Source organism: Methyloceanibacter sp. (genome assembly GCF_050728395.1).
GTDB lineage: Bacteria > Pseudomonadota > Alphaproteobacteria > Rhizobiales > Methyloligellaceae > Methyloceanibacter.
Window position 1 is genome coordinate 44,784 of record NZ_JBOHJB010000008.1, and the last position, 11,137, is coordinate 55,920.

An 11,137-nucleotide genomic window follows, 5' to 3' on the forward strand; every position below is an offset into this window, starting at 1 on the left:
TAACACGGCGCTATGCTGACGCTGATCGACAATTACGACAGCTTTACCTACAACCTCGTGCATTTCCTCGGGGAATTGGGCGCGCCGGCGCGCGTCTACCGCAACGACAAGATCACCGTCGATGAAGTGCTGGCCGAGGCGCCTGAGGCCATCGTGCTGTCGCCAGGCCCTTGCGACCCCGATCGTGCTGGCATCTGCCTCGAGCTCATCGCCCGCGCCGGACCCGAAGTGCCGATCCTCGGCGTCTGTCTCGGCCACCAGGCCATCGGCCAAGTGTATGGCGGCCGCGTGGTGCGGGCGCCGACCCTGATGCATGGCAAGCTCTCCAAGGTGCATCACAGCGGCAAGGGCGTGTTTGCCGGCCTCCCGCAGGACTTTTCGGCCACGCGCTACCATTCCCTCGTCGTCGAGCGGGCGAGCCTTCCCGACGTGCTCGAGATCACGGCGGAGACCGACGGCGTGATCATGGGCGTGCAGCACAAGCGCTTTCCCGTGCATGGCGTGCAGTTCCACCCCGAAAGCATCGCGTCGGAGCACGGGCATCAGCTCCTTGCCAACTTTCTCGATCTTGCCCGGGTGGAGCGGCGCGCCAGGGCGTCGAGCCCAAGAGAAGCCGTCGGTGCCCTCTGATCCGGTGCTGGCAGGGACGAACGTCCTCGCCGATTTGCGCGGGGCGATCGCCAAGATCGCTTCAGGCCAGAGCCTCAGCCAAGAGGAAGCGGCGGCAGCCTTCGAGCTTGTCATGTCGGGATCGGCGGCGCCGGCGCAAATCGGCGCGCTGCTCATGGGACTTCGGGCCCGTGGCGAGACCGTTGAGGAGATCGCCGGCGCCGCCCGGGCCATGCGGGCCAAGGTGCTGAAAGTGCGCGCGCCGGAGGGCGCGATCGACACCTGCGGCACCGGTGGCGACGGCAAGGGCACCTTCAACATCTCGACTTGCGCCGCTTTCGTGGTGGCTGGTGCCGGCGTGCCGGTGGCCAAGCACGGCAACCGGGCAATCTCCTCGCGCTCGGGCTCCGCCGACGTGCTGAAAGAGCTCGGCGTCAATGTCGAGGCCCCGCCGGAGACGATCTCGCGCTGCATCGCCGAATGCGGGCTCGGCTTCATGTTCGCGCCGGCCCATCACGCCGCCATGCGCCATGTCGCGCAAGTGAGGAGCGAGCTCGGCACGCGCACCATCTTCAATCTGCTCGGGCCGCTCGCCAATCCGGCCGGAACCAAGTTTCAAGTTGTCGGCGTGTTCGGCAGGGAATGGGTCGAGCCGATGGCGCACGTGCTCGGGCTTCTCGGCACCGAGCGGGCCTGGGTGGTGCATGGCAGCGACGGGTTGGACGAGCTCACCACCACCGGCATCAGCGACGTTGCCGTGGTGGATAACGGCAAGGTCTCGACCTTCAGGATTTCGCCGCGCAATGCCGGGCTTCCCGACGCGAAGCCGGAAGATCTCACCGGCGGCAGTGCGGTGGAGAACGCAGCCCACATCCGCGCCGTGCTCGGCGGCCTGAAGGGACCGTATCGGGATATCGTGCTCTTCAACGCAGCCGCGGCGCTGCTCGTTGCCGGCAAGGCGAACACGCTGCGCGAGGGCGTCGCGCTGGCCTCAGAATCGATCGACAGCGGCAAGGCTTTGGCCGTTCTCGAGGCGCTCGTGCCGCTTAGCCATGGTAAGGTCTGAGCCCATGGCCCAGGTGCTCGATACCATCCTCGCTTACAAGCGGCGCGAGGTCGAAGCCGCCAAAGCGGCCTGCCCGGGAGCTGCCATGCGCGCTCGCGCCGAAGCCGCCGCTTCCGTCCGGCCGTTCGCCGACGCCATCGCCGCGCGGCTTGCCGCTGCCGAATTCGCGTTGATCGCCGAGATCAAGAAGGCGAGCCCGTCGAAGGGACTGATCCGCGCCGATTTCGATCCTCCGGCGCTTGCCCGCGCCTATGAGGCCGGCGGCGCGACTTGCCTTTCGGTGCTGACCGACACGCCCTCGTTCCAGGGACGCCCCGACTATCTCTCCGAGGCGCGCGAGGCGGCGAGCCTGCCGGCATTGCGCAAGGATTTCATGGTGGATCCCTATCAGGTGTTCGAGGCCCGGGCGTGGGGCGCCGATTGCATCCTGATCATCATGGCGGCGGTCGACGATGCAGCGGCACGGGATCTCACCAAGGCCGCCCATGATCTCGGCATGGACGTGCTCGCCGAAGTGCATGATGCGGCAGAGCTCGACCGCGCACTTCTCCTCGCCACCAGGCTCATCGGCATCAACAACCGCGACCTCAAGACCTTCGTGACCGATCTCGCCGTGACTGAAGCGCTCGGCCCGCGTGTTCCCAAGGATCGTATCGTCATCGCCGAGAGCGGCATCTTCACCCATGCCAATTTGGCCAGACTCGCGGGCGCAGGTGTCGGCGCCTTTCTCGTTGGCGAGAGCCTGATGCGGCAGGCGAATGTAGCGGAGGCCACGCGGACGCTGCTCACGGGCATTGCGGAGAAGCAGCGCGAGGCGGCGCAATGACCGCGCGGCGCCTGAGCCATCTGAACGAGGCTGGCGAGGCGCACATGGTCGATGTCTCGGAGAAGTCGGTCACCGAGCGGAGCGCCACCGCCGAGGGTTTCGTCTCCATGGCGCCTGAGACACTCGAGCTGATCTTGAGCGGGGATGCGCCAAAGGGCGACGTGCTCGCCACCGCCCGCATCGCCGGCATCCTGGCGGCGAAGCGCACGCATGAGTTGATCCCGCTTTGTCACCCCCTGCCCTTGACGCAAGTAACCGTCGACTTTGCACCATCGCGCGACCCGGCCGGCATCAGGGTCGAGGCGACCGCCAAGGCCGAGGCCAAGACCGGGGTGGAGATGGAGGCGCTGACCGCGGTCTCGGTCGCCTGCCTTACGATCTACGACATGGTGAAGGCGGTTGACCGCGCCATGACCTTCTCCGGCATCAGGCTGACCGAGAAGACCGGTGGCCGCTCCGGCACTTACCGGAAAAGATAATCGCGATGCTCAGCAACTTGCTCTCCCCTCCCCTCTTGAGGGGGAGGGATAGGGAGGGGGGTTTTTCTGAGAATTCAACCCTTACCCCCCTCCGTTCGCGCCTTGCGCGAACGTGCTCCCCCTCAAGGGGAGAGCGGGGTGCGAGGTGCGGCGCTTCAGTCTACTTTTTGCCGTGGGCTAGCTGATGGCTCTCCTCACCGTTGCTGAAGCCTTGTCCCGTGTGACGGATGGGTTGACGCCGCTTGACGCCGAGCGCGTTCCGCTCGGCGAGTGCCGCGGGCGCGTGCTTGCTGAAGATCTCGCTGCTTGCCTCACCCAGCCTCCGTTCGATGCATCGGCGATGGACGGCTATGCGGTGCGGGCCGAGGATGTCGCTACCCTGCCGACGACGCTCCGGCTCATCGGCGAGTCGGCGGCGGGGAGCGGCTACGCCGGCGAGGTCAGGCCGGGCGAAGCGGTGCGCATTTTCACCGGTGCTCCGGTGCCTAAGGGTGCCGACACCGTCGTCATTCAGGAGAACACCGACGCATCCCCAGGCGTGGTGATCGTCAAGGAGGCGGCGCCGCATCGCCATATCAGGCCGCGAGGCCAGGATTTTGCCGAGGGCGACGTGCTGCTCGGCGCCGGTGTGTGGCTCGGTCCCCGCGAGCTGATGCTCGCCGCCGCCATGAACCATGCCGAGCTACCCGTCCGGCGCAAGCCGAAAGTCGCGATCCTTGCCACGGGGGATGAAGTCGTGCTGCCCGGCACGGAGCTTCAGCGCGATCAGATCGTCTCCTCGGTCCCGGCAGGACTTGCGGCCTTGATCGAGGCGAAAGGCGGCGAGCCGATGAGCCTCGGCATCGCCAAGGACTCGGCCGAGAGCCTTATCACCCTCGCCCGCACCGGCAGCGCCGCCGACATTCTCGTGACCATCGGTGGGGCATCGGTCGGCGACCGCGACCTCGTCAGCGCGGCGCTCCGCTCGGAGGGGCTCGAGCTCGATTTCTGGAAGATCGCCATGCGGCCGGGCAAGCCCCTGCTCTATGGCCGCCTGGGCCAACAGAGGGTGCTTGGACTCCCCGGCAACCCCGTTTCGGCGCTGATCTGCGGGCTGGTGTTCCTGGTGCCGATGCTGCACCGCCTGCTTGGGCTGCGCGAGGGCATGGAGGAGCACGCTGAGGCGACGCTTGGAGAGGCCGTAGAGGCCAACGGCCCGCGCCAGCATTACATGCGGGCGACATCGCAATGGGAGGCTGGCGAGCGCCGTGTGAGCCCCCTTCCCGCCCAGGACAGTTCGCTCATGGCGGACTTCGCCCGCGCCGACTGCCTCATCGTCAGGGCGCCCGACGCCCCGGCGCTTGCCAAGGGGGCGCAAGTTACCATCATCCCGCTTTGATGACCGGTCTCTGACGGTCCGGTTAATCCCTCGGCAACCCGAATCGCGGAAATGCTAGCCCCGCCACATGTCTCGGCACGAGATATGGGGTCATTCGTCGCATATATCCCCTTGAAATACGTAAGCGCCTCCCCTATATAGAATGTACGGGAGGCCACAATGGCAAAAACCTTTACAATCCAAGACTTTTTCAGCCGTTTTCCGGATGACGCGGCTTGCCTCGACCACCTTATGAAGGTGCGCTACGGCGAGCTTCAAACGTGCCCCAAGTGCGGTAAGCATGGGCGCTTTGCGAGGCTGTCCAAAGCCCTCGCCTATAGCTGCCCTTGGTGCGGGCACCACATTCATCCGATGGTCGGCACGCCCTTTGAGCGGTCCAGCACGCCGCTGCAAAAGTGGTTCTATGCCATGTACATGTTTACGACGACGCGCAACGGCGTGGCGGCTAAGGAAATTCAGCGCCAGCTTGGTGTGACGTACAAGACGGCGTGGCGCATCGGCCACGAACTTCGCAAGTACATGGCCCTTGTTGATGGTGATGACGTGCTTGGTGGTCCGGGCCGTCCGATTGTCGAGGTCGATGAAGCCTTCATCGGCGGCAAGGACAAGGCTGGGCACGATGATAAAACGGTTGTGCTTGGCATGGTCGAGCGCAAGGGCGACGTGCTCACTCGCGTTGTTCCTGATCGCAAGGGCGCGACCGTCATCCGCATGATCCGCAAATATGTGCGGGAAGGCGCTCGCCTTTCGACCGATGAAGGACGCGAGTTCATGGACCTGAAATCGTGGGGCTACTACCACGAGGCGGTCAATCACATCAAAAAGGAATGGGTGCGCGGCGAGACGCACACCAACACGATTGAAAGCTTCTGGGCTGCGCTGAAGCGCGGCATCAACGCCACTCATATCTGGGTGTCGGCTAAGCACCTTCAGAAGTATCTTTCGGAGTTTGAGTTTCGCCACAACCTTCGGCGTCAGCCTCACTTGATGTTTGATCTCTTGCTGGTTGGGTTTTCCCGGCCATAAGGCGCAATACACGGTCGAATAGACTTTCGTCGCCCGTGGACGGGTGCTCTTTGGCGAAGCGAGCAAGGCCGCCCTTCTTTTTGCGTGCCTCTTCGAGGCTGAGATATTTACCGCGCGCCACGCTGGCTATCCCAATTGACCGTCTTAATCGCAGCAGTATCGCCAGCTATGCTTATATTAAAATGACCGTTGCTTTTGCCTGCGGCGGGCACGAAAAGCTTGTAATAGTGTGGGCTATACCAAGTCTTAGCGCCTGATTTAATCGAAATGACAAATAGATATTCTCCGGGCCCAATATCCGTAATCCTATCCGCCTTCTTTTCAAGAAGATACCGATCAGTAATGTAGGCATTGGCGGCACCGTCATGCCTAGAAACTATTGGGATTAGGCGTTTTTTCCCCGCAACGAGGGTCGCTTCTAAATTTCCCTGAGGAAGATCGGGCGATTGCCAGCTCATAACGAATTCTTGTAGCAGCTTAAATTCATTTGCATCAAATAGGAGCATGACTGCTTCGCAGCACGGAATGAAGCGATCACCGAGCATGATGGTTCTCTCGGTGCTAACGGGGACATGATACCAAGCCACCATGTCGTTATCTCTTAGTTCCTGAGTTGCAGCACCGTACTGAGGGCGCGGCATTACCGAGCCCCATTTGGATACGACCCATTGCCAAATCTTGTGAGCGGATAGCTCGATGCCGGTAGTGCACATGGCTCGGTTAATCCCCTAGCAACCCGAATCGCTGGAGTTTCCCGCGCGGGAATCTGCCAAGCAAGTGAGTGCGAGCATAACCCTAAGGTACTACGTACCTCAAGGGGATATATCCGTCATTCGTGCTTGCAGAACACAAATAGAACAGATAAACTGTTCATGATTTGTACAACGACTTGCGCCCCCCCGCATAGGGGCTCTGAGGGGACCAGATGCTGACCACGAAGCAAAAAGAGCTCCTCATGTTCATCCATGAGCGCCTGAAGGAGACGGGCGTGCCCCCTTCCTTCGACGAGATGAAGGAAGCTCTGGATCTCAAATCGAAATCCGGCATCCATCGCCTGATCACGGCGCTCGAGGAGCGCGGCTTCGTGCGGCGCCTGCCGCACCGGGCCCGCGCCATGGAGATCGTGCGGCTGCCTGATTCAATGCCCCAACTCGGGGCCGCCCGCGCCCGCGGCTTCTCGCCTAGCGTGATCGAGGGGAGCCTGGGCCGTGTGCCTCAGGTGGCCGAGGGCGAAAGCTTGCCGCAGACCGTGAGCGTGCCGGTCATGGGCCGCATCGCCGCCGGTGTGCCCATCGAGGCCATCCAGACCCGCCTCGATACGGTCGAGGTGCCTCCGGACTTGCTCACCAAGGGCGAGCATTACGCGCTCGAGGTGAAAGGCGATTCCATGATCGACGCCGGCATTCTCGACGGCGACACCATCATCCTCAGGAAATGCGAGGACGCGAGCAACGGCGACATCGTCGTGGCGCTGGTGGATGAAGAGGAAGCCACGCTGAAACGCTTGCGCCGGCGCGGCGACTCCATCGCGCTCGAAGCCGCCAACGCAGCCTATGAGACGCGCATCTTCGGCCCGGACCGCATTCGCGTGCAAGGCCGCCTCGTTGGCCTGATCCGCCGGTATTAAACCCGCTTCACTGTCACATGCGATTGTCATCGCCCGGCTTGACCGGGCGATCCAGTATTCACCCCCCTCCATTTTTTGCACTGATTGCGGTTACTGGATGCCCGCCTGCGCGGGCATGACAGAGTTCGAGAGTCACGATCCCCCTCACCCCAGCCCTCTCCCCACAGGGCAGAGGGAAAGTCACTCATCGGGGTCGCCATCGAAGCGGCCATCCTCAGCGTTATTGTCGGCAGCCCCCTGGTCCTTGGCGTAGGCTTGGCCCGGCAGCAACGTCGGCTTGGCGATTTGCCGCTCCGGCACCCAAGGCCGCCTCCCGCGCGTCTCGGCCACGCTCTCGCTCCTGATCGACAACCCCTCGATATAGATCGCGTGCGCGCCTTCGGCTTGCAGCGCCCGCCGGTCGACCACCACGCGCGCCGTGCTGCACCCTTTGCCGACGCTGAACGGCGCGATGACGATGTCGGCGATGCGGCAATCCTCCTCGAGCGCTGCGGGATGGCGGATGAGGGCGATGGTCTTGCCCTTCACCTTGCCGATGCAGCCGAGCAGGTCGCAGCGGAACGGGCTGTTCGCCGCAATCTCCTCCGCGTCGCGATCCTCGCCGTCGGCGAGCAGCCAATTGTCGACGCTGTAGTTCGCCCGCGTGGCCGGCGGCAGCGCAAGCGTGCCGTCCTCGGAACGGAGCGCCACGTTCCGCCCATCGCGCTCGACCAGAACGTCTGGCTTGGTGCCCTCCCCGCTGACCAGGAGGCCTGCCGCAACGATGACCAGGCCGAGCGCACGCCAGCGCGTCTGCCACAGGCAGAGCCACAGGCCGCCGAGCACGATCAGCAGAAGCGCCCTCCCCGAAATCGACGGCAGCACCGAGACGGAGCCGGGCCAGGAGGCGACCCATTTGCCGGTGGCGACCAGAAGATCGATGCCAAGCCCCATGACTTGCAGCGGCCAGGCCTCGATCCCGAAGGGCATGGCCAGCAGGCTAGCAAGCGCGAACGGCATGATGAGCAGCCCGATCAGTGGCAAGGCGAGGAGATTGGCGACGACCCCGTAATGCGACATGCGGTGAAAATGATAGATGGCGAAAGGCGCCACGGCGGCGGTGGCGACGAGCGTGGTCACGACGTCGGCGACGGCGATGGCCCATAGCCGTCGCAGGCCGCGCCAGAGGAAACTCACATCCCGCACGCCGTCGTCCACACGCTTGCTGTTCGCCTCGACCAGGGCGACAAGGCCGACCACGGCGGCAAACGACATTTCGAAGCTCGGATCGAACAGGCTTGCGGGTGCGACCAGCAGGATCAGCAAGGCGGCGAACGCCACGTTGCGCATGGTGAGCGCCGGCCGGTCGAGGATCATGGCGAAAAGCACGATGCTCATCATGATCCAGGACCGCACCGTTGGCACCGCTGCGCCGGATAGGAGCAGGTAGAACAGCGCCGCGGCGAGTGCTCCGCCCGCCGCCCATTTTCTGATGGGATAGCGGAGCGCGATGGAGGGAATGAGCGCTAACGCCGCTCTGACCAGCCAGAATACGGTGCCTGCCATGATCACCATATGCAGGCCGGAGATCGAGAGGATGTGGAACAGGCCTGAGTTGCGCATGGCCTGATTGACCTCGGCGGAGATGCCGGCGCGCTCGCCGGTGATCAGCGCCGCGGCGATCTCGCCGCGTTCGCCGGGAAGGCTCGCACGGATGCGGGCATTGACGAGCGACCGGAGGCTGTCGATCGCGGCCCAGAACTGCAAGCCAAGCGGCGGCTCGCCGGCGCCGGCGAGAGGGTCGATCTTTCCTGTACTGTAGCCTGTGGCTCCAAGGCGATCGAACCAGGCGGTGCGCCCAAAGTCGAAGCCATGGGGTACGATCGGCTCAGGCGGCGGCCTGAGCGTTGCCTTGAGCGACACTGCCTCGCCGGTTGCGATTTTGGCGTTCGCGGCGGGAAGCGTCACGCGCACGCGATAGGGCGTCTCTTCCGGCGGCAGCTCACCGAGTGCGATCACCCGCAGCGTGATCCTGGCCTTGGACTTGTCGCGGGGCTCGTAAAGCTCGACCCAGCCCTTGACCGTAACACCGCGCATCTCCTTGGTGAGCACCGGCGCGCGCGCCATCTCGGTGTGGAGCTTCGCCGTGGCAAAGCCAGCGGCGAGCGCAAGCGCCGCCCCGCCCACGACGAGGCCGAGCCCAGCTCCCCTGCCTGCGAGGTAAATCCCGGCCGCGGCCATGACCACGGCTGCGGCGGAGAGCAGGCGAGGCTCCTCGGGGAGGCCGAAATAGATGAGGATGCCGCCGGCGAAGAGAACGGGGATCCAGAGCGACAGGCGGTCGGACTCAGCTTCAAGGGTACGGGTAAGCGCGGCGAAAAAGAGCACCGCGCCGCTGATGCGGCCCCGCGGCCCGTTTCCCCAATGCCCGGAGGCGTGCCCGTCCCGGCCCGGCATCGTCGATGCCTCTGCCCTGACCTTTCCCCGGCCCTATGCTACATCAGCCGAGCGTCGAGTCCTTCTCAATTCCACCTGAGGTTTTACCTGGCTTATGAGCTCCACCGTCATCACGCGCTTTGCCCCTTCGCCCACCGGCTATTTGCATATCGGCGGCGCGCGCACGGCTTTGTTCAATTGGCTCTACGCCAAGGCTAAGGGCGGCAAGATGCTGCTGCGCGTCGAGGACACCGACCGCGCCCGCTCCACCGAAGGCGCCATCCTCGCCATCCTCGACGGGTTGCGCTGGCTCGAGCTCGATTGGGATGGAGAGCCCGTCTATCAGCTCTCGCGCGCTACGCGCCACCGCGAGGTGGCCGAGCAACTGCTCAGCCAAGGCAAGGCGTATCGCTGCTATGCAAGCGCCGAGGAACTGGTTGCCATGCGCGAGATGGCGCGGGCGGCAGGGCGGGCCCCCGGCTATGACGGGACTTGGCGCGACCGCGATGCATCGCAAGCACTGATCGGCATCACGCCGGCCATTCGCTTCAGGGCGCCGCGCGAGGGCGACACCGTGATCGAGGACAGCGTGCAGGGACGCGTGGTCTTCGCCAACAAGGATCTCGACGACCTCGTCATCCTGCGCAGCGACGGAACGCCGACCTACAACCTGTCGGTGGTGGTGGACGACCACGACATGGGCATCACCCATGTCATCCGCGGCGACGATCACCTCACCAATGCCGCGCGGCAAACGCAGATCTACAAAGCGCTTGGCTGGGAGACGCCGATCTTCGCCCATGTGCCGCTGATCCACGGACCTGACGGCGCCAAGCTCTCCAAGCGCCACGGCGCGCTCGGCGTGGAAGCCTATCGCGCCATGGGCTATTTGCCCGCGGCCTTGCGCAATTATCTCGTGCGGCTCGGCTGGAGCCATGGCGACGACGAGATCATGTCGACGGAGGATATGGTTTGCTGGTTCGATCTCGGCGCTATCGGGCGGTCGGCGGCACGCTTCGACTTTGCCAAGCTCGAGAATCTCAACGGGCACTATCTCAGGGCCGCGCCTGACGCAGAGATCATGCAGCGCATCGAGGCGCTCGTGCCGGAGCTGCCGAATGGCGGAGAGCTCGCCGGCAAGATCGGCACGGACGGCTGGGGCAAGCTCGAGCGCGCCCTGCCCGGCCTGAAAGAGCGCGCCAAGACCCTGGTCGAGATCCTCGATAATGCCGGATATCTCTTTACCAGGCGCCCAATTGCGCTCGATGCGCCAGCAGAAAAGCTGCTCGACGAGGCTGGGCGCAAAGTCCTCGGCGCGTTGCTGCCCAGGCTTGAAAGCGTGGGGTCCTGGACACCGGAAGCACTCGATGAGGCAGTCCGTCAGTATTCTGACGATGCGGGGTTGAAGCTCGGCAAGGTGGCGCAGCCGCTTCGAGCGGCCTTAACCGGGAGGTCAACCTCCCCGGGCATTTTCGATGTGCTCGAGGTGCTTGGCCGTGAGGAATCGCTCGCGCGCATCCGCGATAAGGCCCTGCAAACCAAATCTGCATAAGGTTTGTGCATAATCTTGTTGCACCGCGTCACATTTGTCGCATCTATCCCGCAGTGCAAAATTTTACTACGCCAAATTCCGAACTGCTGGCAGAATGTGCCGCAGTAGGCGTTGGGTTCATCTCATCGCATAGGGGTTCCAGGAGGCTCTCATGAGCGT

10 protein-coding genes are annotated in these 11,137 nt (G+C 64.0%); 8 read left to right on the forward strand and 2 right to left on the reverse strand.

Annotation, left to right across the window (positions count from 1 at the left end; translation table 11 throughout):
• The first annotated feature begins 12 nt into the window (after nucleotides 1-12).
• The 6 genes from ACREC7_RS02850 to ACREC7_RS02875 all read left to right on the forward strand — a co-directional run bounded on the left by ACREC7_RS02850 (nucleotide 13) and on the right by ACREC7_RS02875 (nucleotide 5,384).
• Nucleotides 13-630: an anthranilate synthase component II gene (locus tag ACREC7_RS02850; RefSeq protein WP_431554176.1), complete on the forward strand. Its 618-nt coding sequence runs from the start codon at nucleotides 13-15 to the stop codon at nucleotides 628-630.
• Entirely contained in the window at nucleotides 620-1,675 is a 1,056-nt protein-coding gene (gene trpD / locus ACREC7_RS02855) for an anthranilate phosphoribosyltransferase (protein WP_431554177.1), read from the forward strand. Before ACREC7_RS02850 ends, trpD begins: the two co-directional genes overlap by 11 nt.
• Before the next feature lie 4 nt (nucleotides 1,676-1,679).
• Nucleotides 1,680-2,501 (forward strand): indole-3-glycerol phosphate synthase TrpC, encoded by an 822-nt coding sequence (gene trpC / locus ACREC7_RS02860; protein ID WP_431554178.1) that lies wholly within the window; start codon nucleotides 1,680-1,682, stop codon nucleotides 2,499-2,501.
• On the forward strand, nucleotides 2,498-2,980 hold the full coding sequence (gene moaC, locus ACREC7_RS02865) for a cyclic pyranopterin monophosphate synthase MoaC (RefSeq protein WP_431554179.1): 483 nt from the start codon (nucleotides 2,498-2,500) through the stop codon (nucleotides 2,978-2,980). The genes trpC and moaC overlap by 4 nt, the downstream gene beginning before the upstream one ends.
• Before the next feature lie 184 nt (nucleotides 2,981-3,164).
• Nucleotides 3,165-4,358 carry a molybdopterin molybdotransferase MoeA gene (locus ACREC7_RS02870; protein ID WP_431554180.1) on the forward strand — a complete coding sequence of 398 codons (1,194 nt, stop codon included), beginning with the start codon at nucleotides 3,165-3,167 and terminating at the stop codon, nucleotides 4,356-4,358.
• A 159-nt stretch (nucleotides 4,359-4,517) separates the two neighbouring features.
• Nucleotides 4,518-5,384, forward strand: a complete 867-nt coding sequence (locus ACREC7_RS02875; protein WP_431554181.1) for an IS1595 family transposase — start codon at nucleotides 4,518-4,520, stop codon at nucleotides 5,382-5,384.
• Nucleotides 5,385-5,491: 107 nt separating this feature from the next.
• Here the strand turns inward: ACREC7_RS02875 and ACREC7_RS02880 are convergent, their stop codons facing one another.
• Complete coding sequence (locus ACREC7_RS02880; protein WP_431554182.1) at nucleotides 5,492-6,097, reverse strand: hypothetical protein; 606 nt, start codon at nucleotides 6,095-6,097, stop codon at nucleotides 5,492-5,494.
• 212 nt (nucleotides 6,098-6,309) lie between these two features.
• Here ACREC7_RS02880 and lexA point away from each other — a divergent pair, with 212 nt between their 5' ends.
• Nucleotides 6,310-7,011, forward strand: a complete 702-nt coding sequence (gene lexA / locus ACREC7_RS02885) for a transcriptional repressor LexA (protein WP_431554183.1) — start codon at nucleotides 6,310-6,312, stop codon at nucleotides 7,009-7,011.
• Between the two features lie 180 nt (nucleotides 7,012-7,191).
• Here the strand turns inward: lexA and ACREC7_RS02890 are convergent, their stop codons facing one another.
• Nucleotides 7,192-9,447 carry a ComEC/Rec2 family competence protein gene (locus tag ACREC7_RS02890; protein ID WP_431554184.1) on the reverse strand — a complete coding sequence of 752 codons (2,256 nt, stop codon included), beginning with the start codon at nucleotides 9,445-9,447 and terminating at the stop codon, nucleotides 7,192-7,194.
• A 94-nt stretch (nucleotides 9,448-9,541) separates the two neighbouring features.
• On the opposite strand from ACREC7_RS02890, the gene gltX reads away from it, so the two are divergent.
• Entirely contained in the window at nucleotides 9,542-10,978 is a 1,437-nt protein-coding gene (gene gltX, locus ACREC7_RS02895) for a glutamate--tRNA ligase (RefSeq protein WP_431554185.1), read from the forward strand.
• Nucleotides 10,979-11,137 lie beyond the last annotated feature (159 nt).

What these genes read in the sequence shown, in the direction of transcription:
- gltX (WP_431554185.1), top strand. Translation starts at nt 9,542, where the DNA reads ATGAGCTCCACCGTCATCACGCGCTTTGCCCCTTCGCCCACCGGCTAT.
- ACREC7_RS02870 (WP_431554180.1), top strand. Translation starts at nt 3,165, where the DNA reads ATGGCTCTCCTCACCGTTGCTGAAGCCTTGTCCCGTGTGACGGATGGG.
- ACREC7_RS02880 (WP_431554182.1), bottom strand. Translation starts at nt 6,097, where the DNA reads ATGTGCACTACCGGCATCGAGCTATCCGCTCACAAGATTTGGCAATGG.
- moaC (WP_431554179.1), top strand. Translation starts at nt 2,498, where the DNA reads ATGACCGCGCGGCGCCTGAGCCATCTGAACGAGGCTGGCGAGGCGCAC.
- trpC (WP_431554178.1), top strand. Translation starts at nt 1,680, where the DNA reads ATGGCCCAGGTGCTCGATACCATCCTCGCTTACAAGCGGCGCGAGGTC.
- ACREC7_RS02875 (WP_431554181.1), top strand. Translation starts at nt 4,518, where the DNA reads ATGGCAAAAACCTTTACAATCCAAGACTTTTTCAGCCGTTTTCCGGAT.
- lexA (WP_431554183.1), top strand. Translation starts at nt 6,310, where the DNA reads ATGCTGACCACGAAGCAAAAAGAGCTCCTCATGTTCATCCATGAGCGC.
- ACREC7_RS02850 (WP_431554176.1), top strand. Translation starts at nt 13, where the DNA reads ATGCTGACGCTGATCGACAATTACGACAGCTTTACCTACAACCTCGTG.
- ACREC7_RS02890 (WP_431554184.1), bottom strand. Translation starts at nt 9,447, where the DNA reads ATGCCGGGCCGGGACGGGCACGCCTCCGGGCATTGGGGAAACGGGCCG.